This is a genomic window from Mesorhizobium sp. CA5 (assembly GCF_020165105.1).
Taxonomy (GTDB): domain Bacteria; phylum Pseudomonadota; class Alphaproteobacteria; order Rhizobiales; family Rhizobiaceae; genus Mesorhizobium.
Window position 1 is genome coordinate 463,376 of the sequence record NZ_JAIUHJ010000001.1, and the last position, 22,426, is coordinate 485,801.

Genomic DNA, 22,426 nt, shown 5'->3' on the forward strand with positions numbered 1-22,426 from the left:
CGCATGAATCGCCCGACAGCCGCATCTGAAAGATCGCGTTCCCCTGCTCGGGATTCACGCAAACCACTGCGCGATGAGGCCTACTGACGAGGCTGCCATGGTCATTGTCGTTAGCCATCCCAGTGCGCGCAGCCAACCCTGAATTGGGAATTCACCCATGATGTCCTTGCGGCCGGCCATCCGCATCATGACGATCAGCACGGGAACGGCGCATATGCCGTTGATGACGGCGCTCCAGTAAAGCGCCTTGATCGGGTCGATCGGGGTAAACATGATCCCGGTGCCAAGAGCGGTCGCGGCGGCGAGTGTGACGTAAAACGCCAACGCTTCCTTCGGCTTGCGCTGCAGCCCCACCGTCCAGTGCAGGGCTTCGCCAACGGCGAAAGCCGCTGACCCCGCCAGCACCGGCACAGCCAAAAGCCCGGTGCCGATAATTCCCATCGAGAAAATGATGAAGGCGAACTTTCCGGCGGCCGGCTCCAGAGCCTTGGCCGCGTCCGTGGACGAAGCGATATCGGTCACCCCCGCCTTGTGAAGCGTGGCGGCCGTGGTGAAGATGATCGCGACGCCTATTAAATTCGAAAACGCCATTCCGACCAGCGTATCGGCGCGTATCCGCCGGAATGCCCTGGAAGCTTGCCACGGCGCCCATCGCAGCGGCTTGGCGCTTGGCTTGAGTTCCTCCTCCTCGACTTCCTGCGAGGCCTGCCAGAAGAACAGATAAGGCGAGATCGTCGTGCCGAGGATCGCGAGCAGCGTGGTGAAGAAAGCGCCACTCCATTGAATGTGCGGAACAAACAGGCCTTTGGCCGCATCGGCCCAGGCTACATTCGCGGCGAACATGGCAATGACGTAGGCGAAGAGGCTCAAAGTTGTCCATTTGAGCACTTTCACGTAGCGGGTGTAGTCGATGAAGACGATCGCGCAGATACAGACGATCGCGAATGCGATGACATAGAGCGGGCTCGGCCCGCCGATGAGCAGCTCCAACGCCTCCGCCATGGCGCTGAGGTCGGCACCGATATTGATGACGTTGGCGACGGAAAGCAACACCACCACGACGCAGAGCAGCGAGGCGGGATAGTGTCTGCTGAGATTGCCGGAAATCCCCTTGCCGGTGGTGCGGCCGATGCGGGCGGCGATCTCCTGGATCGCCGCCATCAGCGGGAACGTGAACAGCATGCTCCAGCCGATATCGAAACCGAGCTGCGCGCCGGCCTGGCTGTAAGTTCCGATGCCGGAGGGATCGTCGTCGGATGCGCCGGTGATAAAACCGGGGCCGATCATACGCAGGAACCGTTGCAAAGGTCCCTTCGCCGACGTGTTGCTTCGTTCTCTCTCGATGTGCGAACCGACTTCGGCCATCCTTGGTTCTTCCGTGCCCGGCCGAGCGCTAGCGCAATGGCAGCCGAGGCCAGGGGTAATCGGAGCGACTTGCACGACAGGCTCGGACAGGTGTTTTGCGTAGATAAGCAAGAGCTAACGAAGATGGTGAGTAACTGTGCGGCGATGACGTCGGTTCCGCCGTCATCGTCACTTTTGCATCAGAGGGCGGATCCGGTCGGGTGCCGAAAAGGGTCCTGCATAAATATATCGGGGGTTGTCTTGCCGGGAGTCAGTTTAAACGCTATATGTGTGACATCGATCTTGTTGAACGAACGTTGTTTCAGGGCCTTTGCGCCCGACGATCTTCCCTCTCAATTTCGAAAACCGTGACGTTTGGCATTCGGCCAAGCGGCGGTAATTTGCGTCGATTTGAAAGGAAATCGTATGACTACTGGAACCGTGAAGTTTTTCAACGCCACCAAGGGCTTTGGCTTCATCGAACAGGGCGGCGGCCAGCCGGACGTGTTCGTTCACATCTCCGCCGTGGAGCGCGCAGGGATGCGTTCTCTCGTCGAAGGCCAGAAGGTAAGCTTTGACGTCGTCAAGGACGCTCGCAGCGGCAAGAGCGCCGCGGAGAACCTCCAGGCAGCCTAAGCCATGCGTCGGCGCCTTTGACCACGGATGTACCGGCACAGGCGCTGGGGCTTTGAGGGAAGGTCGGGTTCGCCCGGCCTTTTTCGTTTGCATAGCGAGGTAGCACATGGCTGATACGAATGTGTTCAAGCCGAAAGGCGACGCCAAGAACGAGGCCACTACAAAAACCGCGCGCGCCATCATCGACAGCGAGGCGGCGGCCAGGGTTGCCAAAACGGCGCGTCTTCGCAAGGCCAGGCTTGCGCAGGAGCCGGTGGAGGAGCCGGTAAAGAAGGTGAAGAAGAAGGCCGCCGCCAAATAGGTGAGCGGCGCCGTGGCGGCCGGGCTGGGTTCGCCCTTTCCGGAGATGGTCGCCCCGGCTGCGGGAAAATCTTGATAAGCCTTTGATCAGTGCCGTCCCTTGAGGAACCTCGCCTCTCTCACCAGTGAAGTCCAGTCAGGGCCGATAAGCTTGATCAGTTCGCGAGCTTCGTCCTCCGAGATGTCGGTATCCTTTGCCAGGCGGCGGGCAAGCAATTCCACATCGCCCTGTGCTGGTTGAGCCGCTTTGCCATCGCCGGGTTCGGCGCCGTCGCCTCGGTTGATCATGAGCCAACTCCTTCCGGGTAGGAACTTTCGAGGCGGCGGCATGTTTCATGCGTTTCTGCAATTTTGATATCCGGGGGCATCCTGCTGGCGGCGGACCATGAGATCCGCGGCTGATCCCCGATGCGGCGCCTTTCTGGAACCGGCGCAAGGCGGCGCGACAGGAGCCTCGCGAAGGTAATCCAGCGCGCCTTCGGCGCGGGCGGAACTCGGCCATGGTAGCCCATCAGAGCCATTCATGCCGCCCGACCTGCAGGTCGAGACGGATACGCCGCCGTCGCGCGGGTGACCGGCTTACTCAAAGGCGCTGCCGCGAGGCAACCCCCTTCGTTTTGGGGAGCCGGCTGTTACCAGCCCTGCATCCTGTACCAGTCGTCGATGTCGCGGCGCACGCGATCCTTCTCCAGGCCGTAGCGTTCCTGGATTACGCCTTCGAGCTGGTCGCGCTTTCCGGCGATACGATCGAGATCGTCGTCGGTCAGCTTGCCCCACTGTTCCTTCACCTTGCCCTTCACCTGCTTCCAATTGCCTTCGACGCGGTTCCAGTCCATGGCCGGACCTCCTGTTGGACACGGAGGGCTAACGGCAACACGACCGCGAAGTTCCTGTCGAAAGCTCTTTCTGCGTCGAGGCAGACGCTGAGCACAACGACACGGACGAATGTGCCTTCATCTGGCCGTCATAATGAACCGCCAAATTAGCAAACGCTGAACGTGACCCCCGGTCAGCATGTTCCCAAGACCTCTCTTGCCCGGCTCCTGGTCCGGGCTTCTTTTTAATGCATGTCGCCCAGAATGCGCAGCGGTTCTGGGACGACGGGCATCAAAACAAAGACTTAAAGCGTGTCGTCTGAATTCGTTTCAGCGACGCGCCTCAGGTGCTGGCATCCCGCCTGGAACGGGTGGCGCGGATTGGCGATGGCGCATCCTCAAAAATCCGGCAGCGTTGGAACATTAGGCCGGTGCCGAGGTTCTTGCATGCATGGATGGCGCGCAGTTCCCCGAAGGCCCGTCATCCGGACCGGGTTCCGACCCGAGCAAGCCCGCCTCGGCCGTCCCTCGCCGGGACGGGCTTTATCGTGACGAGATCGGAAGGACCATGCTTCACCAAGCCGCCAAAATCGCCGAGCAGGCCCATCGGGGTCAGAAAGACAAGACCGGCAGACCCTACATCGAACATCTGAGACGGGTTGCCGATGCGGTCGAAACGCTGGACGAAAAGACGGTTGCCTATCTGCATGATGTGGTCGAGAAAGGCGAGGGTTGGAGTCTCGAGCGGCTGCACGGCGCCGGCTTCGGCCTGCCGGTGGTGGCGGCGGTCGATGCGCTGACCAGGCGCATGGACGAGAGCGAGGAGAGTTTCATTTTCCGCGCCGCCTCGAACGAGCTTGCCCTGCCGGTTAAGATAGCCGACCTGCGCGACAATCTGTGGCAAGCTCATCAGGCGGGCGTTGCGCCGGACCGGTATGAGACGGGCCTCGACATTCTGGGCGAGTTGGCCGCCAGGGACTGAGCGGCGTTGGGGCACTAGGCTGCTGCCGGCGTCGCCCCGCTATTCATCGAGCTGCAGCAAATCGAGCCGCGCGTCGGGCAGCGCGTGCTCCCACAGGGCCCTTTCGAGGTCGTTGCGGTTGTCGCCGCCCGTGGCTTCCGGCAGGTCGAGCGCCGTTAAGGCCTGGTCGTCGAACTCGATCGGCGCCCCGTAAAGTTGGGCGATTTGCATCACTAGGCTTTCGATGTCCTCGCGGGCGATGTTCTCGGCGAGGTTCTTGAGCCTGATTTCTTCCGCAACCCGGATGATGTTGACGATGCCGTCGATCCGCAGGGCCTGCTGGACCTTGCAGTGAGAGTCGTCGCGCAGCCGGTTGGAAAATCCTCGCATCATTGGAAAACCCTCCTTTCGCGGGGGTCTATCCCTCGGTTGCAACCATGCGCTGGAGCAGTGCGGTTGGCAATACACAAATTTTAAAAACAATAAATAAATCAGCCGGTTAGCAAAGTATATCAAACGCAGTTTCACCGCATCCTTAGCATCGTTGGCTTCATTGCCGGTCGGCAAATCATCCCCTCTTGACGCCTTATGGCCGCTTCCTATTTCTACTCACAGTTAGGCACATACTAACTCACAGCATTCGGCTCGGACGGAGGCGGAAGTGGTTGAGCTTGAACGGCCGCAAAGGTTGCAGATCATGCTGACCGACGAGGAATTGGCGGCGCTGGAAAACTGGCGTTTCGAAAAACGCATGCCAAGCCGCTCGGCCGCCGTGCGCGAGCTTTTGCGCCGTGGGCTGGCGTCCGATGGGTTTCTGACCGCTGACCTGGGCGCGAAGTCGCAGGATTTCGGCGTGATATCGCTGGATCGGAAGGTCGCAGATGGCTCCAGCGACTCGAAACCCTGAGCAGATGCACGCTCGCTCGCGGCAGATTGCCTTGACCTCGGCCGGCCCTAATTACCGTCCATGACCAATCCCGGGGGGACGTTCCGACACGATCCGAACGCCGATGCGCGCTTGGCCGCGATCGTCGATTCTTCCTACGACGCCATCGTCGGCAAGACTCTGGACAGCGTGATCACCGACTGGAACCACGCGGCCGAACGGATGTTCGGCCATACCGCCGAAGAGGCCATCGGCCGGTCGATCCTGATGCTGATCCCAGAGCATATGCAAGACGAGGAAACCGAGATCATCGGCCGCATCCGCAAGGGGGAGCGCATTCCGAGCTTTGAGACGGTGCGCAGGCGCAAGGACGGCTCGCTGATCACCGTTTCACTGACGATTTCGCCGATCAAGAACAATGCGGGCGAGATCATCGGCGCCTCGACGATCGCTCGCGATATCAGCGCTGCCAAGGAAAGCGAGCGCCGCATCCGGCTCTTGATGCGCGAGGTCAATCACCGCGTGAAGAACCAGTTCGCCGTGATCCTGTCGATGATCAGGGAAACCAGCAAGCGCTCCACCGATCCGGGCGAGTTCGAGGAACTGATCCGTTCGCGCATCATGGCGCTGTCGCGCTCGCACGATCTCCTGGTCACCTCCGAATGGGCCGGCGCCAGCCTGTTCGACCTGATCCAGGAGCATCTGAAGCCTTTCGGCCATGAGGAGCGCATCTCGCTTTCCGGGCCGCTCCTGACGCTGCAGTCCAACGCCGTGCAGAATCTCGGCATGGCCTTCCACGAGTTGGGCACCAACTCATCCAAATATGGCGCGCTGGCGGGCGAAGGCGGCCGCATCGAAATCACCTGGCAGGTCGAGCCCGGCCCGCAAGCGCAGCGGCGCTTTCATCTTCTGTGGCACGAGACATCCGGCGCGACGGCCGTTGGAGCTGAGCAGAAGACGAGTGAGCGCAAGGGCTTTGGCACCGTGGTGCTGCAGCGGGTGGCGCCGCAGTCGCTGAGCGGTTCCTCAAGTCTCGAACGCTCGCCCGGCAGCGTGAAATGGACGCTCGACGCGCCGCTCGAGGCAATCGTCGTTCCGCAGCTCGGGGCAGAGGGCGACGCCGACTTCAGCGTTTGAGCGGCAGGCGGCGGGATTTCTGCCGTCCCACGCCGGGCGACGCGCAGTCCGGGCCCGCCTGACCGCCACTTGCAGCCTGATAGAAACGTAATTACATCAATCGCTAAGCGTGCAATGTCCACGCGGATACAGTTGCTTTGGTCAAGCTTCGTCTATGGAGGTTGTCATGCCAAGCAAACTGATGGAAGCAAGAAAGAGTCAGGACTGGATCACCCTGATCCTGGCGATTTGCCTGTTCATCTCACCATGGGTCATCGGATTCACCGCAGCGACGGTGCCCGCGTGGAACGCCTGGATTGTCGGCGTTCTCCTCGGCGCGCTGGCGCTCGCGACGCTTTCGGTGTTCGCCGAATGGGAAGAATGGGTAAACGTCGTCCTCGGGCTCTGGCTGATCGTGTCGCCCTGGTTGCTACACTTCGCGGCTGACACGTATGTCATGGCCACGCATGTCGTTCTCGGCGTGCTGGTGGTCGCGGCATCGGCCTGGGCTGTCTGGGACTTCCGTCATCCCCACGCTCATGCGTGAGCGGTGATTGAGCGGGAGCCCGCCGCGCAAGCGGCGAGCTCCTGCTACTGCGGCGTCTGGGCATCGGGCTGAGCGGCCATTGCAGCGTCTTCACGCGATTGCTGCAACGGGAAGCGTTTTGGTGCATTCTTGGGAATGGTCTCGATGCTTAACCCCGACACCCCGGCCAAGTGCTGCTCATACTGCGGCGGCCGCGACCATGATTTCGAGGAATGCCCGAAACGCAAGGCCGACGCTGAGAAGGAAAAGGTGGAGCGGGAGCCGGCCGTGATCAGGCTCCCATATTCTCGTCACGCGTCCTCCAACCAGTAGATCGCGCCTTGCGTCGCCATAAAGACACCATGCGGCGCGGGCCTGCGCGGCCCGCGTCCACGGCTCGATTGCCGACAGGGATACCGTCGAGCCGACGTCTCAATTTGGCGCTCGCCTTATCCCCTCAGCGCACGCGCCGCCGCCTCGGCGAACGAGATGTCGCCCTTGATCTCGCGCATCGCCATCGAAGTTACCGTGCGGCGCACGCCGGGCAGGCGGCTGAGTTCTTCGCGCAGCATCCGGTCGAGCGCCATCATGTCGACGGTGACGATCTGGAGCAGGTAGTCGGCTTCGCCCGTGGTGGCGTAGCAGCGGCGGATCAGCGGGTGCTTCTTCACTGCCGCCTCGAAGGCATCCGACACCTCGAAGTCGATCGACACCTGAATGAAGGCCTCGATGCCGAAGCCGATCCTGGCCGGGTCGATGCGGGTCGAATATCCCCGGATAACGCCGGCCTCTTCCAGCGCCTTCACCCGTTTCCAGCAAGGCGTCTTGCTCAAGCCGACCTCCTCGGCGAGTTCGCCGAACGAGATGCGTGCGTCGCGCTCAAGCGCGGCGACTATTCTGCGGTCGAGAGCATCCAGCGTCATTCGTTCTCCAATATGACAGAAGATATCGAAGATCGTCCTTCATTCTACGTCATTTGGATAACAGAAAGGAACAATGTTCAAGCCGAAAGCGCTATCCTTGTCGCCCGGTCGAAAACCTGCCGCGAGGAGGAGAAGCCATGGACAAGAACGATTACCACGCCCGCATAGAGGCGCCCGAGATGCGCGACTACGGCGTCTATCTGAAATGCGACAAGCTTCTGACCTGTCAGAAACCGCTCTCCGACATGGTCAACGCCGACGAGCTGCAGTTCCAGATCGTGCACCAGGTCGAGGAACTGTGGATGAAGCTCATCGCCTACACGCTGGTCGATGTCCTCGACTATCTGGAGAAACAGGACACGCATCGCATCGTCACGCTGATGGGCCGCGTGCACCGGCTGATGCGCATGATGACGGCGCAGCTCGACCTCCTGGAGACCATGTCGCCCAAGGAGTACCAGCAGATCCGCCTGCAGCTCGGCAATGGCAGCGGCCAGGAATCGCCGGGCTTCAAGCTTTTGCTGCGCCTGCCGCCGGACCTTTGGCGGGCCTTCAGGCATGCCTATCTCGACGGCCGCGGACTGACCGTGGAGGATATCTATGACGAGCATTACAACCACGGCGATTCCTATGTCGTGGCCGAGGCGCTGATCGAGTTCGACGAGCTGTTCCAGAAATTCCGCGCCAATCACCTCTATCTGATCCACCGCTCGATCGGGCTCGGCGCGAAGTCGCTGAAAGGCAGGCCGGTGGAGATCCTCGAAGGCGGCGCCCGCCACCGCTTCTTCCCCGAGCTCTGGGACATTCGCTGCGCCATGACGGACCGCTGGGGCGCCGAATACGGCACCGTTCGGGATTCGATCAGCCATCTGCCGCAACTTTCTCCTTCTCCCCTTGTGGGAGAAGGTGGCCGCGAAGCGGCCGGATGAGGGGTGTTCCAGGGAAAGCCAGCGTTTCACTCCGCTGGAACACCCCTCATCCGTCTCGGCGCTGAAGCGCCGATCCACCTTCTCCCACAAGGGGAGAAGGAGAAAGTTGTGGCGCCCCGCCAAACAATTTTTCCAGCGCCTGTCGGAACCATCTCTCTCCGCCCGTCCTTGGGGCATCAACCGCTTCAACAATCCGGAGGACACCGTGGAAATGCAGTCGACCTGGCAGACCGCCGCCATTCTCATCGCCCGCCTGATCTTCGCCGCCATGTTCGCGATGGCTGTCGCCTTCAAGCTGATGGATATCGGCGCCACCGCAGGCTACATCGCGGCCGCCGGCTTCCCGTTCCCGCTGTTCCTGGCCTGGTGCGCGGCGATCCTCGAAGCGTTGCTGGTGATCGCCTTCCTCACCGGCGCTTATCTGACGCCGTTGGCGTTGATCGGCGCTGTCTACGTCACCTTCCTCGGCTTCGCCTTTCACGGCCCGTCGCACTGGGCCGGAAACCAGGCCGAGTTTGGCGCCTTCATGTCGCATTTCCCGTTCGCCGCCGGCCTGCTCTACGCCGCCGCCCACGGCCCGGGCAGCGTGCTGGCCGTCAAGCTGGGTTGGCCGGGCAGGGCATGAACTTTCCTTCTCCCGTTCTACGGGAGAAGGTGGCCGAAGGCCGGATGAGGGGCGGCGCCAACATTTCAAGACAAGGCGCCTTCCCACATGCTCACATCTGATCGTTATACGGCTCTTTCATCTGGCCGACCATGCGCGCCAGCTTCGAGAAGGACGGCATGTCGGCTTCCGGCTGGCACTGGTTGGCGAGTTCGAGCAGCCGGATCGGGAAGTTGACGGCGTCGCGGCTCGAGGCCGACATGCCTTCCGAGCGCTCCTCGCTGGTTTCGCTGGCCTCCGCCTTGCGCAGCGCGATGTCGATCTCCTCGACCGTCAGCACGCCCTTGCGCACCAGCACCTGATTGACCGAAGCGACGGCCATCAGGAGGCCCTCGAGCTGCAGATTGGCGACATTCATGGCTTTTGCTCCCATTGACCGGGGTGAAACGCGCGAACCGCGGTTACGATCCGGAGATGCGCGAGCCTCGCTTAGGCCTCCATCCACCGCTCTCCATATTCGCTCCAAAGCCGCCTGATCTCGCGGTTGCCGAGCGGCGGCGTCTGGCGGTCACCGTAGAAGACAGCGACGGCGCTGAGGTCATATTGGCCCTCGGCCTGGGCGATGAAGCGGATCGCTTCGCCGAGCGGTCTCGAATGGAAGATCGGATCGGCCTGGCCCCGGCCCAGGCTGCGAACGCCCGAAATGCTTGCTGGCACATGCCGCATCCGAAAGACGGATGCCATGGCAGGTTTGTCCATGCCTGCTCTCCGCGATTCCCCTTAGGGAATGATCCCATAAGCACCGGCTAATGACCAGCCCGGGACGGCCGCCGAAACAGAGCGGGCCCCAGCACAACCTCGAAAACTAAAAAGCCGGCGGGGAAAGAAAAAGGCCGGGCGCGACGGCCCGGCCTTTCCGCGCGGTTGCCGCAAAGCAACCCTCGCTCACTATTGTTTTCCAGCTCGGCTCTCTGGCCGGGCCGGAAATGTCTACCTGTGCCAACGATGCAGCCAGTCCGGCTCGGGGGCGGAGCTTCGGCTGATCGCCATGCCGGCCAGCAAGCCGACCAGCCCGCCGATCAACATCGCGGTCGAGAAGGTGCCGGGGTTCTGCTGCACGGTCTCCGAAACGCTCTGCGCCTGGCTGCGCAACTGGCTCGCCGCGCGCGACGCGCGGTCAGAGGCGCCGCTGTAAAGGTTCGAAGCCCGGTCGGCCGCGCCCCGATACCAGCCATGCGCGGTCTCTGCGGCTTCCCCGGCCTGTTCGGAAAGCGTGCGGTTCAGCCGGTTCACCTCACGCTTCAATTCGGCGATCTGCTTCTTCATCGCGTCTTCCGATGCCCGCGAGGCTCGTGCGCTGCTGCGGGACGCGGGACGGGTGCGCGTGGCGCGCGCGGCGGCGGTTTTCGCGTTGCCGTTGGCTGAATTGGTGGTGCTGGTGTCATTGTCTGCCATCGGTCTCTCCTTTTTGCCTCCTGGGAACGAACGGCCGAGCCGTGCCATTGTTCCCCCGCGGTTTTCCGCAGGCGCGCCGCCAGACCAAAAGACGAGGGCCGCGAAGCGAACTCCACGGCCCTTGGTCCAAGCCCGATGCCCTTGCTTGCCGCAGTTACTTGCCGCAGTTGTTGTCGTTCACGTTCGGCTGCACCGTGGTGGCGGTGCTGTTATTGGCATCGCCCATTGCGCCCTGCGGATGATTCGCGCAGTTCTTGTCGGCGTTCGAATTCATGTCGCCGCCTGTGATGCTGCCGGTCGTGCCGGTATCGGGCGGAGCGGCCTGGTCAGGCGACGGCGCGGCCGGCGTCTTCGGCTCGACGGTAACGGTCTGGCCGCTGCCCGTGCCGTCATTTCCGGCGGTACCCGCGTTCTGGGCCATCGCCGCCGTCGCGAGGCCGATCAAGGCCGAAGCTGCAAGAATCCTTGTAAGCATGATCTCTTCTCCTCTGTTGCGAGACGGTCATCTGTCGCGTTGCGACTAGGGGTGGAATCCGTCGGACCAAGGTTGGTTCCGACAAAAATTGTTGTGATCTGGCCCGGCGTTTCAATCTATAGGTGTGGCGCGCACGGGGGCTTTGCCGCCGGTATTTTGAGAAATTTAGGAAAATGTACCTAGAGGCTATTGCCTGGTGAAGGCAGCTATGCTACTATTTTGTCCATGGTGCTGATTTGCGCCAACGACCCGCCGCCGGCGGGTTTTTTGTTTTTCGCGCCATCCATTCTTTCGAAGCGCTGGCGGCGCCTTCCCTGTCCTGCGGCGCTTTCAACATTCTGCTCGAGGCCCAGATGCCACGCTATGCCACCATCGTCACCGCCGACGACGGCGCCGAGATCGTCAGCGCTATCGGCGAATTCGAAGGCGCAAGCCTTCCGCACCGCTCGGGCCGTTTCGAGCAGGTCGCGCCGGGCGTGCGCATCGGTATGGTTCGCGGTGGCCTTGATGAAGCCGTCGCCGGTTTCGGTTTCCCGCGCCAGGGCCTCGGCCCGGCTGCGGTCCGCACAGCCACGGCGGGGCTGAAGGCAATGGCCGCGCCGTCCGCCGATGCCCGGCCCGCCAGGCCGGCCATGGCAAGGCCGCGCAGGAAGCCGGCCCGCAAGGTCCGCAAGGCGAAGGCGGCGAAAGCAGCGCCATCGGATTCTGTCATCCATGACTGACGAAAACAGACGCCGCGAGCCCGTCGGCGCGAAGCCGGCGAGGCGAAAGCCGAAAGCTACCAAAGCCGCTGCCGCTCCGTCCCCCCGCCCCAAGCGCTCGCGAAGGACGCTCGTCGACGATTTCGCCGCCGCGCTTCGCGCCGATTTCCGCGTCCATGGCGCCGGCGTCATCGCCGCGGTGCGCGCCGAAAAACCCGAGCAGTATCTGAAGGTCGTGCTGACGCTGCTGCCCAAGGATTTCTCGGCCAAGGATTTCTCGGAACGTGTCGATGCCAAGCAAACCAGCCTCGGGCAATTGAGCGATGAGGAGATCCGCAGCCGCATCCGCAGCCTCGAAACGAGCCTCCGGCCCCTCCTGGACAGCGATGCAGACCTATCTGGCGCTGCTCGAGGAGCTGGACCGCAGGCATCGCCGTAACCTTCTTGCAGCCTACGCGCCTTACAAGCAGCAGGCCGAATTTCATTCGGCAGGCGCGACGCACCGCGAGCGTCTGTTCATGGCCGGAAACCAGCTTGGCAAGACCAGGGCAGGGGGCGCGGAATGGGCCATGCACCTCACCGGTCGCTATCCGGGCTGGTGGAAGGGCAAGGTGTTCGGCCAACCCGTCAGGCTCTGGGCCGCCGGCGTCACCGGCGAGGGCACGCGCGACAATCCGCAGCGCGTGCTGGTCGGCCCGCCGCAGCAGCAAAGCGAGTGGGGCACCGGCATGATCCCGGCCGATGCCATCGCCGACACGGTAATGGGCTGCGGCGCGCCGGGAGCGCTGGACAGCGTCGTCGTGCGCTGGGGCGGTGGCGGCGATGTGCAGACCGGCGAGAGCGTGCTTTCCTTCAAGAGCTACGAAAAAGGCCGCGAGAAATGGCAGGGCGAGACGCTGCACGGCGTCTGGTTTGACGAGGAACCGCCGCTGGATATCTATTCCGAGGGCCTCACCCGTACGAATGCCACGGACGGCATCACGATCGTCACGTTCACGCCGCTGCTCGGCATGAGCGACGTGGTGCTGCGGTTTTTGAGCGCGGAGGCGGTTCAGGACTTGGGTTCCTCGCCCCCGCAAGGCGGGGGAGAGGTGGCCGCGCAGCGGCCGGAGAGGGGGGCTTCGTAGGGCGATAAGCTCTACGAATAGCTTTCCGCTCTTGCATCGAAGGCCGGCGCTGCCGCCACTCCATCGCCGCTTCGCCGCGCCATCTCTCCCTCACTTGCGTGGGGGCGACGAACTGGAGCTTGCCGTAGGCCCTGTCAAAACGATTTCCACCGCTTATGGTGCGCGAGCGCGCGGTCGCGCGATTTGCCTGCTGTAAGGGACTTCAGGAATGTATGTAGGCCGTTCTTACCGGTTGCTGGACTTCGCACTCTGGTCGCGGCGCAGCGTCATCTACATGGTTGTGGTGAGCGGATTGGCGATCGCCGCCTACCGCCTTCCGGCGACCGCGGGGTTCTCGGTGCCATGGTCGGTCGTGCTGGTGCTCGGCACAACGGTGTCGCTCGTTGCCGGCTTCAAGAATTCTCAGGTCTTCACCCGCGCCAACGAGGCTCTGCAGGCCTTTTCGCAGATCACCGCCGGCAGCCGGATGCTGTCCGGTTTCTGCCGCGATTTCATGGATGCGGCCGCCGCCCGGCGGCTGATCTGCCGCCATCTCGCCTGGCTGACGGCGCTGCGCTTTTCGCTGCGGCGGCCGATGCCTTGGGAATCGCTGGCGAAAGCGGCCAACATCGAGTTCCGGCGCCGCCGCTATCACATTGAGGAGGACAAGACGTCGCTTGCCGAGGAACTGCGCAGCCTGTTGGGCGAGGAAGCCGCAAGCGTGCTGAAATCGCCGCAGCCGGCGATAGAACTTCTCGACAGGCAATTGGCCGAGGTCAACGGCTTGTTGAAGAGCTCAGCCGTTCCGACGCAGGTCTATTCCGAATTGATCAAGCTGATACGCGACTTCCAGGACCAGCAGGCGCGTTGCGATCGCATCAAGAACAATCCCTATCCCCGGCAGTACGCGATCGTGAGCTCGATGTTCATGATCATCTTCTGCACCTTGCTGCCCTTCGGCGTCGTTCCGGTCTTTGCCGACATGGCCAAGCTGGGCGGCGTGCTCGGCTGGATCTCGATCTGGCTGACCGTCCCGTTCAGCGCGCTGCTGGGCTGGGTCTACATGTCGCTGGACCTGGTCGGCGAAAGCAGCGCCAATCCGTTCGAGGGCAACGCCAACGACGTGCCGATCTCGCAAATCTGCCGCGACATCGAGATCGAGCTGCGGCGAGGGCTTGGCGAGACCGCGCTTCCCGCGCCGCTCGCGCCGGTCAACGACATCGCGACGTGAAGTTCTTTCCTTCTCCCCTTGCGGGAGAAGGTGGCCGCGAAGCGGCCGGATGAGGGGTGCTCCAGGGATCGGCAGCGCGTCTCTCCGCTGGAACACCCCTCATCCGTCTCGGCGCTGCGCGCCGATCCACCTTCTCCCACAAGGGGAGAAGGGAAAGGTTTGCCATGTCCCGACACGTTACCTTCATGACCATCGACGATGCCGGACATTATTCGCCCGGGCAGCGCGCCGAGATCGTCGCGGCCTATCCCGAGCATGAGCGCGAAGCCCGCGCGAAAGGTATCCCTGTTCTCGGCTCAGGCCGCATCTTTCCGGTGGCGGAGGAGACGATCGCCTGCGAGCCGTTCAAATTGCCGCGGTGGTGGCCGCGCATCGGCGCGCTCGATTTCGGCTGGGACCATCCGTCGGCCGCGGTCGAGCTTGCCTGGGATACCGAAGCGGATGTCGTCTACGTGACGAAAGCTCATCGCGCCTCCCAGCAAACGCCAGCGATGCAGGCGCTGGCGCTGAAGGCCTGGGGTGAATGGCTCCCCTTCGCCTGGCCGCGCGACGGCCGCCGCGAAACGCTGGAAGGCGCCGGCGTGGCTTTGGCCAGACAATATGCCGCCCACGGGCTGAACATGCTGACCAGCCACGCCCGCTTCGCCGACGGTTCGCTTTCGGTCGAGGCCGGGCTGATGGAAATGCTCGACCGCATGCAGTCCGGCCGCTTCAAGGTGTTTTCCACCCTTCACGCATGGTTTGAGGAATTCAGGCTTTTTCATCGAAAGAACGGCCAAGTGGTGAAGCTGCGTGACGATCTCATGGCCGCGACACGCTATCGAAAGCTTACGCTCGCCTATGTCAGCGGCGCCGGCACTTTGCCGACCAGCACCGACGGCATCTGGCTGATCTTCACCCGCGCTGGCGACAAGGGCGCGGATGGCACCGGCGTGGGTGACTTCACAGGCCCGGCCTCCTCGGTGACCGATAACATCGTCACCTTCGCCGGCACCACGGGGAAGGCCGGTAAGGACAGTGGCGTGGCAGTGGGAAGCCTTGTGGCAGGGCCGGCCTCGGCCGCGGCCGACAACATCGCCACATTCAACGGCACGACGGGCAAGCTGGTGAAGGACAGCGGCGTGGCGGTGGCAAGCCTGGCGCCGAAAGCCAATGCCTCTTTCACCGGCACCTTCAGCCCGCCGGCGAACGCCATAGCACTGAACACCCTGGCTGACAGCGCTGCGGTGTCGGTCCTCGGCCGATCGGCCAATTCGAGCGGCACGCGCGCGGATATCGCGGCCGGGTCGGATGACACTCTGCTGCGGCGCGTGTCCTCGGCGCTGGGTTTCGGCCAGTTGACGGCAGGCATGGTGCCGGCCGGTCTGGTGACCTATGCCATGCTCGCTTCGGCGGCGATCGCGTCGAACAGCGAATTCCAGCTCGGCACGGCAAGCAAGCTTCTCACGGCGGCCGCATTAAAGTCGACCGTAGCCTACCAGACACTTACGTCCGGCGCGTCGGTCTCGTGGGATATGTCGCTTGGCAACAACGCTTCGTTGGCTGCGTCGACGAACGTCACGATCGGCAATCCGACAAATGCGGTGCCCCAGTTCGGCTTCGTGCTCAAGATCACCGCCGTGACGTCCGCACGCACCGTGAGCCTAAGCGCAAATCTTGTGCCAGCGGCCGGCGTCGAGAGCTTTCCGATCACCATCCAGACGACGGAAACCGTCTTCCTGGCCGGCTTTGTCGACACGGCGAGCCGCCTTGTCATCACCAGCGTTTTGAGAACCTAACAGGAGAACCCGATGTCCCTTCTCGTTCGTAAGATCAATGACGTTTGGCAGGAGTGGCACGCCTCCTCGATCGTGACCCAGATGGTCGGTACCTATACCGCCATCTACGGGGATGGCCGGCAAGTGGAGACGCCATGCGATCCTTATCCTGTTGAAATCCAGATGAACGGCGACAGCCTGCGCTGCTTCTACGACCAGGGCCTTTGGACGATCGACGAAGTCGAGGCGCTGGGCGGCAGGATTGCTGTGCCGTTCATAGTGCCGGAAGGAAAACAGGTTGTCGGCGCACCGTCCTATGTGGAAACCGATGGCGTGATCCAGCAGGTCTACGAAATCGAGGACACCCCGCCGCCACCGGAGCCGCCGACGGCAGAGGAGAAGGTGGGCACCATGCTGGCGAATTTCGATGTGTCGATCAGCGAGCTGAAGTCCGTGCTGGGGCTGGGCCTGTAGGATGCTGCCCGGCATCATCCCGGCCACAGCCCGGCCGCGCTATCGGGCGAATGCCGTCAATTTCGACGGCACGACCACCGTCCTTTCGCGCGGCGGAGGGCTTACCGGCGCAGTGGACGGCAATTCGTTGTTGGCCTCGCTTTGGTTCAAAAAATCATCTGACGCGGTATCAGGAACCTTGGCGGTATTGGGGTAGCGGGGGCGACGGGTTCTCGTGTGTTCTTGGCGCTGGGAGGCTCCGGGGCTGTTCAAGCTTCTGTCAGCAACTCATCGGGGACCGTTATCGGCGACATGCGTTCTTCCGCGTCGTACTTTGTGGCGTCGGGTTGGTGTCATTTCTTGGTGTCATTCCAGCTCGCCAGCACAGCGACTCGCTGGCTGTACATGAATGACGTTTCCGATTTGGCGACGGTGCCAACGTACGCGACTGGATCGACCGTCGATTGGACGCTGGTCGACTGGTTCATAAGCGGCGGCGGAACGGGAAATTTGAAATATCCGGGCGATATGGCTGACTTGCTGGTGTGGCCGACTTACCTCGACCTTTCGGTAGTAGCTAATAGGCGACTGTTCATCGATTCCATCAAGAAGCCAGTTGACCCAGCCGTGGCGGTCGCGGCTCTGGGGACACCTTTGATCCGTCTCAGCGGCCCCACTTCGGGATGGCCGACCAACAAAGGCGGGGGTGGTGGGTTCACGTTATCGGGTACGCTGGCCGACGCGACGACAAGGCCTGGGGACTAGTTGACCAGTCCGAAATAAAAGCCGGCTAGCGCCACCCCCAAAACAACATTCAATACAAGCGATCCGACCAGCGCCCACAGGAGCAAGTTTGGCTCCTCGCTTAATAAGGTCTCGCCATCCAGTATTTCGCCTGCTCGCAGGTTCTCTTCCATTTCGCGCGCCAGTCTCTGTTTGGCGCACAGTTTAGCAGCTTCCCCATCAAAGCCAACATTGACTGCCCCTCCCGGCGGAAAGGAACCCCCATGGACCGCAACTTTGCGCGTGCCCTTTCGCTCGTCCTCACCTCCGAAGGCGGCTGGTCCGACAACCCCGCCGACCCCGGCGGTGCGACCATGAAGGGCGTTACGCTCGCCAATTTCCGCCGCTACGTCAAAGCAGACGCCACGAAGGCCGATCTGCGCGCCATCTCGGATGACCAAGTCGCCACCGTCTACCGCCGTTTCTATTGGGATGCTGTGGTGGGCGCTCAGCTCCCCGGCGGCATCGACTACGCGCTCTTCGACTTCGCCGTGAACAGCGGGCCGGGCAGGGCGGCGAAGTATCTTCAAGGTGTGCTCGGTGTTGTTCAGGATGGCCGCATTGGCCCGGCCACGCTGGCGGCGGTGAGGGCAAAACCCGCCGGCGTCGTCATCGATGCGCTGTGCGACGCGCGGCTCGCCTTCCTGGAAAAACTATCGACCTGGCCGAGCTTCGGCCGGGGCTGGAGCGTCCGAGTCGCCTCCGTGCGCCGGCAGGCGCTGCTGATGTCGGCCGTGCCGTCGGCGACTGAGGGATACGCTTCGCCGAGGCCGGCATCCACCGATGACGTCCCGCTAGCCGCAGCGTCTGCCGGCGTCGGATTGCCTGCCGCCGGCGAGGCGCCCACTCTGCCACACAAATCCGCATCGGGTGCCAAGGTAGCCGGCATTCTCACCCTGATCGCGCTGGCGCTCGGCTCGCTCATCGCCTGGACCGCGCATCTTCCTTGCAATCTTTTCGGAGTGCTCTGCCGATGACTGCCGTTATCATCCGCGTCGCCCTGCGCTATTGCGCGGGCGTGCTTGTCGCGCGCGGCCTTCTGGGCGCCGACGACGCCTCGGCATTCTCTGCCGATCCCGACATTCAAATGGCGCTGGAGACCGGCCTCGGTCTTGCCATCGCCGCCGCGGCCGAGTGGTGGCATCTGCTCGCGCGCCGGTTCGGCTGGGAGCATTGACCATGGAAAATCTGAAAGCTCTGCTCACCGCCTGTATCGAAGCCGCCAGGCCGTATGTCGTTATCGGCGCCGCCTGCTTTGTCGCCGGTCTTCTCATCGGAGCGCTGCTATGAGCGCGCTGCTGGCATGGCTTCTCACCAATCCGACAATCCTGGCGATCGGAGCCGGCCTTGTCGGCGCGCTCGGCTGGGGCTTCCGCCAGCGCCTCGCAGGCGCAAGGGCTGAGCGCAGCAAGCAGGCCGACGCCGAGGCCGCGGCCCGGGATGTCGCCGACCAGGTCGACAACGATGTCGGCGCTTTGCCGGCTGACGCGGTCAGAAAGGAGCTGAAGTCATGGGCAAGGGATTGATCGTCGCCGCCATCGTCGCCGCGCTCGCCGGCTGCACGACGGCCAGGGGCAGCTTCTGCGCCGTCGCGCCGCCGATGCGCCTCTCTGCCAGCGCGGTCGATGCCTTGTCCGACCAGGAGGCGAGGGCGCTGCTTGCGCACAACCGCAAGGGCGAAAAACTCTGCGGCTGGAGGCCGTGATGCATGACATCTTCGATCTTCTCGGCATCAAGGGCCAGGTCGTGGCAGCGGGGCTCGCCGGCGGCGTGCTGCGGGCGCTGTCGCGCCATCGCTACAAGCTGCGCGAGATGATTGCCTCGCCCATCTGCGGCGCCTTGGCCGCCGCCTATCTGACATTGCCTGTCGTCGCTTGGGTCCGGGCAAGCGGCCTGCCAATTCCCGCCGCCGACGACACCACCACGCTCGCCGCAGCCTTCCTCATCGGAGTCTCGGCCATGTGGATCTCGGACATCGTTTTCGAGGTGGTCGTGCGAAGATTCAAACAAACGCCGGATTCCTGATCGCGGCGGACCGACACCGTGCAGGCATCGAGACATCGACCGGGAGATCGTCCACACGATACCAAGATGACGGTATCAGCGGTTTGCCCGCTCGAGCCGCTGGAAGAATCCAGGCGCAACGCCTATCTATGGAGCAATCCAAAGGAGGTACGACATGGCTTCTTCCACCGAGCGTGCGGTCCTTGCCGGCGGCTGCTTCTGGGGCATGCAGGATCTGATCCGGCGCTTGCCCGGCGTGATCTCGACGCGAGTGGGCTACAGCGGCGGCGATGTCCCCAACGCCACCTACCGCAACCACGGCACCCACGCCGAGGCGATCGAGATCATCTTCGATCCGGCCAAGACCAGCTTCCGCACGCTGCTCGAATTCTTCTTCCAGATCCACGATCCGACGACGAAGAACCGCCAGGGCAACGATATCGGCGCGAGCTATCGCTCGGCGATTTTCTATACCAGCGATGAACAGAAACGGATCGCCGAGGACACGATAGCCGATGTCGACGCGTCCGGCCTGTGGCCTGGCAAGGTCGTCACCGAGCTCGCTCCGGTCGGGCCCTTCTGGGAAGCCGAGCCCGAGCATCAGGACTATCTCGAGCGCTATCCCAACGGCTACACCTGCCATTTCGCACGGCCGGGCTGGAAGCTTCCGGTTCGTCAACAGGCGGCCGCGTCATAATCAGCGACCGCGGTGTGTTGACATAGTCTTCACGCGCTTTGATCTGCCGGCCGTGCCGGAAGGCATGGCGGGCTTTTTTGCGTTTCGGCTGGTTGTCCCGGCCCGGCGGGCCTTAGCCCTTGGCTCGGCGGCCTTCGTGTTCGTGGTTGCCGATCCAGTGGGCGCGGATGCGGTCGCTGGCTTCGAGATAAGCCATGTCGATCAGGTAGGTCAGAAGCTTCTCGCCATCGGCCTCCGCCTTCTGGCGAAGTTCTCGCAGGATTCCCTGCGCAAATTGCAGGTTTTCCATTTTGCTAGGCTGGTCCATGGGTGCCCCCAAATGTCGGTGCGGTAAGTTTGGCTCACTATGCTTGTACGAAGATTATCGCCTCGCTCGCGGTGAAGCTGTACTCGGTTGCACTGAGGACGCCCGATCAACGAAGCTGTTGGACATCGCGCGGAAATGTCGATATTTTACGCGCCCAATCGGATGGCGACCATGCACGAAGACGAGGGCAGCACTCCTGACAAGTTGCAAGCCATGCTTGACGTGATCGCCAGGAGCGAGCCCCCAAGCGAGAGCGGGCAAGCCGATTTCGGCCGATTGAAAGCCGACGCCGCCAAGGCTGCCGGCGTGTTGATCGAATTTTACGGCGATGCAGCCCTGGAGCGGGCCAAGCTCATAGAGCGCCGGTCGCCCCAGTCGCATTTTGCGCGCATGGTCGTGGCTGAAGTCGGCCGGCGCGGCAAGCGAAATTGACCCGCGAGCAATCGGCGAAAGCTGCTTCAAGACGACCTTCGCCTCCCCAGCCTTGCGCTAAGCCGCTGCTCGACCTCTTCCTCGATGTTGTCCAGGAGATAGGACATCAGGTCGTGTCCGATCGACCGCGCTAGGTCCTTGGCTTGCCCGACATGGTTGCGGATCTCGCGCAGCGCCTGCTCTTCGCACGCGGCGTCGTCCGTCAAATCGACGAACCAGCCGGGATAGAGCGCTGCCTCGCCCGTCCCGTCAACATAGCATTGGCCGACGGCCAGGATCTTGCGCAACCCCATCTTTTCGGAATGGACCCTATAGACCTCCCTGAATGCGGACCTGCGCTCCACGGCCTTGCGGATCGCCAGCCGAACCCGTGAACGATCGTCCTGATCGATGCTTTGCATGCATCGTTCAAGCGAAGCGCCATGAGAGAACTCATCGAGTGTCAGACCGAAATAATCTGAAAGATTGGCGTCGCCATAAACGCGGTCGCGCTTGATGTCCCAGGTCCAGAACCCGTCGATCGGTGGATACCGCATATGCATGTTGCGGCCGTGTTCAGGCGCCGACATCATGAAAACCGCCCCGTCCGGTTTCAAGCTTTGGCAGCACTATGTCGCAAAAGCGGTAAGAAACAAACATGGCCTTTTGTACAAGGCCGGAAGTCATAAGACTTGCTGCCACTGGCAATTCGGGGATGTCACGCTGATATAACCGGAAAGACGGCGAAGAAAAATTTCTCGAGCCGAAAGAATTTTCACTTTGATGTTGCAACTGCCGCTTGGCATTTTACGCGAAAACGCGGCGGACAAGCAGGCGAAACAACCCCGGAGGCTGTATTTCCGCAAGAGGCATGGTTGAAAATTCTTATATTTTGTAAAAAGAATAAAACTCTTTGCGTGCTGCTGCAGGGAGCCAAGCCGGCTTGCCGCCTCATATTTGCAGCATATCTAAATGCTAGCGTCAGCCGATTGACCGGCAAACCGACCGGTGGTTGAAAAACGCGAAACTTCGAGAAAAGCCCGCGCATATCAATCCGCGGCTGGGCGTCCTCCCGGACGTCCGAAGCCGTCACCAGACTGAAGGTCTCTGTCGTTCAGACTAAAGTCTGCCAAGAGATCAACCTAAGCCAGTCTTTGCCGCGGCTCCAGGTCGGCTTCAGCGCTTGCGGCCGAATCATCGGCGATTCGGTCATGCTCGAACTGGCGCGCCGTGGGCAGGGCCTGCAACCAGGGCTCGCGGCGTCCGATCCAGAGTTCATAGCTCGGCACCAGCCCTTCGGTTGGCGCAACGTCCAGGCTACCGATCGTCACTTCGGCCTCGTCGTCGTCAACGAACGGAACGCGGCTTCCGCAGGTGGGGCAAAAGCTCCGAGCGCCATAGCTGCTGGTGATGCCGGTGGTTTCGAACGCTTTTAGCGGCCATACGGCGTAGGCATGGAAGGCCGATCCGCTTGTCTTGCGGCAGTCCTTGCAGTGACAGAGGCCGACCCGGAGCGGCTCCCCAGTGACGCGGAACTGCACCCCGCCACACAGGCAACTCCCGCTGCGCGCGATTTCAGGCATTGCTGTTCCTCCTGCGGCTATGCACAGAGCCAATTTCGCTCGCCCCGGCAGGTCCCGCTGCCCGCTGCTAAACCCGCAACAAGTTGCGATGGTTCCACGCCTGCGTGCAAGAAGCACGGTCAGTCGGGGAGGTTGATCGGCTCCTCGCACCGATAGACGCGGCACTCGCCGTCCTTGGTGGGAACAGTCGTCGACACAGGCACTTCCGGCCAGTCGCACTCATTGCCGAATTGCCGAACGAATCGGTCATAAGTGTCCGCGCCTGTGCTCAAGACCACGGCACGATCACTTTTGATCAGCATCTGCGTCTGCTCGCAAGTCATCGCGCGTGTGTCCGGCCGGGCGTAGGCGGCGTTCATGGTGCACAACATTGGGCCGGCGCACAATGTTTTGCCTGCGGCAAGTGCGATCAACAGGGTTCTC

At 62.5% G+C, this 22,426-nt stretch carries 38 protein-coding genes; 24 read left to right on the top strand and 14 right to left on the bottom strand.

What is annotated here, in order from left to right:
* Nucleotides 1-54: 54 nt before the first annotated feature.
* A complete protein-coding gene (locus LB529_RS02515) occupies nt 55-1,365 on the bottom strand; it encodes an Nramp family divalent metal transporter (protein WP_224710066.1) in 1,311 nt (436 codons plus the stop codon).
* Between the two features lie 405 nt (nt 1,366-1,770).
* Here LB529_RS02515 and LB529_RS02520 point away from each other — a divergent pair, with 405 nt between their 5' ends.
* Both LB529_RS02520 and LB529_RS02525 read left to right on the top strand, forming a co-directional pair.
* Nucleotides 1,771-1,980 (top strand): cold-shock protein, encoded by a 210-nt coding sequence (locus tag LB529_RS02520; RefSeq protein WP_095768399.1) that lies wholly within the window; start codon nt 1,771-1,773, stop codon nt 1,978-1,980.
* 106 nt (nt 1,981-2,086) lie between these two features.
* Nucleotides 2,087-2,281: a hypothetical protein gene (locus tag LB529_RS02525; RefSeq protein WP_140543027.1), complete on the top strand. Its 195-nt coding sequence runs from the start codon at nt 2,087-2,089 to the stop codon at nt 2,279-2,281.
* Between the two features lie 86 nt (nt 2,282-2,367).
* On the opposite strand, the gene LB529_RS02530 is transcribed toward LB529_RS02525, so the two are convergent.
* Complete coding sequence (locus tag LB529_RS02530; RefSeq protein WP_095768501.1) at nt 2,368-2,568, bottom strand: hypothetical protein; 201 nt, start codon at nt 2,566-2,568, stop codon at nt 2,368-2,370.
* Between the two features lie 344 nt (nt 2,569-2,912).
* The gene (locus tag LB529_RS02535; RefSeq protein WP_095768401.1) at nt 2,913-3,116 is read right to left on the bottom strand and encodes a CsbD family protein; all 204 of its coding nucleotides are present in this window, start codon (nt 3,114-3,116) and stop codon (nt 2,913-2,915) included.
* Between the two features lie 547 nt (nt 3,117-3,663).
* On the opposite strand from LB529_RS02535, the gene LB529_RS02540 reads away from it, so the two are divergent.
* On the top strand, nt 3,664-4,077 hold the full coding sequence (locus LB529_RS02540; protein ID WP_095768402.1) for an HD domain-containing protein: 414 nt from the start codon (nt 3,664-3,666) through the stop codon (nt 4,075-4,077).
* Nucleotides 4,078-4,116: 39 nt separating this feature from the next.
* On the opposite strand, the gene LB529_RS02545 is transcribed toward LB529_RS02540, so the two are convergent.
* Nucleotides 4,117-4,623, bottom strand: a complete 507-nt coding sequence (locus tag LB529_RS02545) for a hypothetical protein (protein WP_224710067.1) — start codon at nt 4,621-4,623, stop codon at nt 4,117-4,119.
* Nucleotides 4,624-4,717: 94 nt separating this feature from the next.
* On the opposite strand from LB529_RS02545, the gene LB529_RS02550 reads away from it, so the two are divergent.
* From LB529_RS02550 to LB529_RS02560, 3 genes are all read left to right on the top strand, one after another.
* Nucleotides 4,718-4,963, top strand: a complete 246-nt coding sequence (locus LB529_RS02550; protein WP_095768404.1) for a hypothetical protein — start codon at nt 4,718-4,720, stop codon at nt 4,961-4,963.
* A gap of 60 nt (nt 4,964-5,023) precedes the next feature.
* Nucleotides 5,024-6,079, top strand: a complete 1,056-nt coding sequence (locus tag LB529_RS02555; RefSeq protein WP_224710068.1) for a PAS domain S-box protein — start codon at nt 5,024-5,026, stop codon at nt 6,077-6,079.
* Nucleotides 6,080-6,245: 166 nt separating this feature from the next.
* A complete protein-coding gene (locus tag LB529_RS02560) occupies nt 6,246-6,605 on the top strand; it encodes an SPW repeat protein (RefSeq protein ID WP_095768502.1) in 360 nt (119 codons plus the stop codon).
* A 428-nt stretch (nt 6,606-7,033) separates the two neighbouring features.
* On the opposite strand, the gene LB529_RS02565 is transcribed toward LB529_RS02560, so the two are convergent.
* Nucleotides 7,034-7,507: an Lrp/AsnC family transcriptional regulator gene (locus LB529_RS02565; protein ID WP_095768406.1), complete on the bottom strand. Its 474-nt coding sequence runs from the start codon at nt 7,505-7,507 to the stop codon at nt 7,034-7,036.
* A 137-nt stretch (nt 7,508-7,644) separates the two neighbouring features.
* Between LB529_RS02565 and LB529_RS02570 the strand changes: the two genes are divergently transcribed.
* Together LB529_RS02570 and LB529_RS02575 are read left to right on the top strand one after the other, a co-directional pair.
* Nucleotides 7,645-8,436, top strand: a complete 792-nt coding sequence (locus LB529_RS02570; protein WP_224710069.1) for a tryptophan 2,3-dioxygenase family protein — start codon at nt 7,645-7,647, stop codon at nt 8,434-8,436.
* Nucleotides 8,437-8,647: 211 nt separating this feature from the next.
* On the top strand, nt 8,648-9,061 hold the full coding sequence (locus tag LB529_RS02575; RefSeq protein ID WP_095768408.1) for a DoxX family protein: 414 nt from the start codon (nt 8,648-8,650) through the stop codon (nt 9,059-9,061).
* A 91-nt stretch (nt 9,062-9,152) separates the two neighbouring features.
* On the opposite strand, the gene LB529_RS02580 is transcribed toward LB529_RS02575, so the two are convergent.
* From LB529_RS02580 to LB529_RS02595, 4 genes are all read right to left on the bottom strand, one after another.
* Nucleotides 9,153-9,458 (bottom strand): hypothetical protein, encoded by a 306-nt coding sequence (locus LB529_RS02580; protein WP_095768409.1) that lies wholly within the window; start codon nt 9,456-9,458, stop codon nt 9,153-9,155.
* Between the two features lie 71 nt (nt 9,459-9,529).
* A complete protein-coding gene (locus tag LB529_RS02585; RefSeq protein WP_095768410.1) occupies nt 9,530-9,799 on the bottom strand; it encodes a hypothetical protein in 270 nt (89 codons plus the stop codon).
* Nucleotides 9,800-10,030: 231 nt separating this feature from the next.
* Nucleotides 10,031-10,495 carry a hypothetical protein gene (locus LB529_RS02590; RefSeq protein WP_095768411.1) on the bottom strand — a complete coding sequence of 155 codons (465 nt, stop codon included), beginning with the start codon at nt 10,493-10,495 and terminating at the stop codon, nt 10,031-10,033.
* A 154-nt stretch (nt 10,496-10,649) separates the two neighbouring features.
* Nucleotides 10,650-10,970 (bottom strand): hypothetical protein, encoded by a 321-nt coding sequence (locus LB529_RS02595; RefSeq protein WP_224710070.1) that lies wholly within the window; start codon nt 10,968-10,970, stop codon nt 10,650-10,652.
* Between the two features lie 353 nt (nt 10,971-11,323).
* On the opposite strand from LB529_RS02595, the gene LB529_RS02600 reads away from it, so the two are divergent.
* From LB529_RS02600 to LB529_RS02635, 8 genes are all read left to right on the top strand, one after another.
* The gene (locus LB529_RS02600) at nt 11,324-11,692 is read left to right on the top strand and encodes a hypothetical protein (protein WP_224710071.1); all 369 of its coding nucleotides are present in this window, start codon (nt 11,324-11,326) and stop codon (nt 11,690-11,692) included.
* Nucleotides 11,685-12,110 carry a hypothetical protein gene (locus tag LB529_RS02605; protein WP_224710072.1) on the top strand — a complete coding sequence of 142 codons (426 nt, stop codon included), beginning with the start codon at nt 11,685-11,687 and terminating at the stop codon, nt 12,108-12,110. Before LB529_RS02600 ends, LB529_RS02605 begins: the two co-directional genes overlap by 8 nt.
* Nucleotides 12,058-12,798, top strand: a complete 741-nt coding sequence (locus LB529_RS02610) for a terminase large subunit domain-containing protein (RefSeq protein ID WP_224710073.1) — start codon at nt 12,058-12,060, stop codon at nt 12,796-12,798. The genes LB529_RS02605 and LB529_RS02610 overlap by 53 nt, the downstream gene beginning before the upstream one ends.
* A 208-nt stretch (nt 12,799-13,006) precedes the next feature.
* Nucleotides 13,007-14,008 carry a bestrophin family protein gene (locus tag LB529_RS02615; RefSeq protein ID WP_224710074.1) on the top strand — a complete coding sequence of 334 codons (1,002 nt, stop codon included), beginning with the start codon at nt 13,007-13,009 and terminating at the stop codon, nt 14,006-14,008.
* Nucleotides 14,009-14,172: 164 nt separating this feature from the next.
* Nucleotides 14,173-15,786: a terminase large subunit domain-containing protein gene (locus tag LB529_RS02620; RefSeq protein ID WP_224710075.1), complete on the top strand. Its 1,614-nt coding sequence runs from the start codon at nt 14,173-14,175 to the stop codon at nt 15,784-15,786.
* Between the two features lie 12 nt (nt 15,787-15,798).
* Nucleotides 15,799-16,239, top strand: coding sequence for a hypothetical protein (locus tag LB529_RS02625; RefSeq protein WP_224710076.1), 441 nt, complete (start codon nt 15,799-15,801; stop codon nt 16,237-16,239).
* A 1-nt stretch (nt 16,240) separates the two neighbouring features.
* Entirely contained in the window at nt 16,241-16,435 is a 195-nt protein-coding gene (locus LB529_RS02630) for a hypothetical protein (protein ID WP_224710077.1), read from the top strand.
* A gap of 95 nt (nt 16,436-16,530) precedes the next feature.
* On the top strand, nt 16,531-16,983 hold the full coding sequence (locus LB529_RS02635; RefSeq protein ID WP_224710078.1) for a hypothetical protein: 453 nt from the start codon (nt 16,531-16,533) through the stop codon (nt 16,981-16,983).
* Here LB529_RS02635 and LB529_RS02640 read toward each other — a convergent pair.
* Nucleotides 16,980-17,135 carry a hypothetical protein gene (locus tag LB529_RS02640; RefSeq protein ID WP_224601462.1) on the bottom strand — a complete coding sequence of 52 codons (156 nt, stop codon included), beginning with the start codon at nt 17,133-17,135 and terminating at the stop codon, nt 16,980-16,982. The two genes, LB529_RS02635 and LB529_RS02640, sit on opposite strands and share 4 nt — an antisense overlap.
* Nucleotides 17,136-17,225: 90 nt before the next feature.
* Between LB529_RS02640 and LB529_RS02645 the strand changes: the two genes are divergently transcribed.
* From LB529_RS02645 to msrA, 6 genes are all read left to right on the top strand, one after another.
* Nucleotides 17,226-17,978: a glycoside hydrolase family 108 protein gene (locus LB529_RS02645; RefSeq protein WP_224710079.1), complete on the top strand. Its 753-nt coding sequence runs from the start codon at nt 17,226-17,228 to the stop codon at nt 17,976-17,978.
* Complete coding sequence (locus LB529_RS02650; RefSeq protein WP_140840730.1) at nt 17,975-18,178, top strand: hypothetical protein; 204 nt, start codon at nt 17,975-17,977, stop codon at nt 18,176-18,178. The genes LB529_RS02645 and LB529_RS02650 overlap by 4 nt, the downstream gene beginning before the upstream one ends.
* Nucleotides 18,179-18,287: 109 nt before the next feature.
* Complete coding sequence (locus LB529_RS02655; protein WP_224601466.1) at nt 18,288-18,527, top strand: ABC transporter permease; 240 nt, start codon at nt 18,288-18,290, stop codon at nt 18,525-18,527.
* Complete coding sequence (locus LB529_RS02660; RefSeq protein WP_224601467.1) at nt 18,512-18,706, top strand: hypothetical protein; 195 nt, start codon at nt 18,512-18,514, stop codon at nt 18,704-18,706. Before LB529_RS02655 ends, LB529_RS02660 begins: the two co-directional genes overlap by 16 nt.
* Nucleotides 18,706-19,026, top strand: a complete 321-nt coding sequence (locus LB529_RS02665) for a hypothetical protein (RefSeq protein ID WP_140545448.1) — start codon at nt 18,706-18,708, stop codon at nt 19,024-19,026. Before LB529_RS02660 ends, LB529_RS02665 begins: the two co-directional genes overlap by 1 nt.
* Before the next feature lie 154 nt (nt 19,027-19,180).
* A complete protein-coding gene (gene msrA / locus LB529_RS02670; RefSeq protein ID WP_095768415.1) occupies nt 19,181-19,702 on the top strand; it encodes a peptide-methionine (S)-S-oxide reductase MsrA in 522 nt (173 codons plus the stop codon).
* Nucleotides 19,703-19,814: 112 nt separating this feature from the next.
* On the opposite strand, the gene LB529_RS02675 is transcribed toward msrA, so the two are convergent.
* Nucleotides 19,815-20,009, bottom strand: coding sequence for a hypothetical protein (locus LB529_RS02675; RefSeq protein ID WP_140840737.1), 195 nt, complete (start codon nt 20,007-20,009; stop codon nt 19,815-19,817).
* 171 nt (nt 20,010-20,180) lie between these two features.
* On the opposite strand from LB529_RS02675, the gene LB529_RS02680 reads away from it, so the two are divergent.
* Complete coding sequence (locus tag LB529_RS02680) at nt 20,181-20,441, top strand: hypothetical protein (protein WP_210200012.1); 261 nt, start codon at nt 20,181-20,183, stop codon at nt 20,439-20,441.
* Between the two features lie 26 nt (nt 20,442-20,467).
* Here the strand turns inward: LB529_RS02680 and LB529_RS02685 are convergent, their stop codons facing one another.
* Nucleotides 20,468-21,010, bottom strand: a complete 543-nt coding sequence (locus LB529_RS02685) for a hypothetical protein (protein WP_224710080.1) — start codon at nt 21,008-21,010, stop codon at nt 20,468-20,470.
* Nucleotides 21,011-21,112: 102 nt separating this feature from the next.
* Here LB529_RS02685 and LB529_RS02690 point away from each other — a divergent pair, with 102 nt between their 5' ends.
* On the top strand, nt 21,113-21,436 hold the full coding sequence (locus LB529_RS02690; protein WP_224710081.1) for a hypothetical protein: 324 nt from the start codon (nt 21,113-21,115) through the stop codon (nt 21,434-21,436).
* A gap of 126 nt (nt 21,437-21,562) precedes the next feature.
* Here the strand turns inward: LB529_RS02690 and LB529_RS02695 are convergent, their stop codons facing one another.
* Nucleotides 21,563-22,003 (bottom strand): GFA family protein, encoded by a 441-nt coding sequence (locus LB529_RS02695; protein WP_224544657.1) that lies wholly within the window; start codon nt 22,001-22,003, stop codon nt 21,563-21,565.
* A 119-nt stretch (nt 22,004-22,122) separates the two neighbouring features.
* Nucleotides 22,123-22,416 (bottom strand): hypothetical protein, encoded by a 294-nt coding sequence (locus LB529_RS02700; RefSeq protein ID WP_411962415.1) that lies wholly within the window; start codon nt 22,414-22,416, stop codon nt 22,123-22,125.
* Nucleotides 22,417-22,426: the final 10 nt, after the last annotated feature.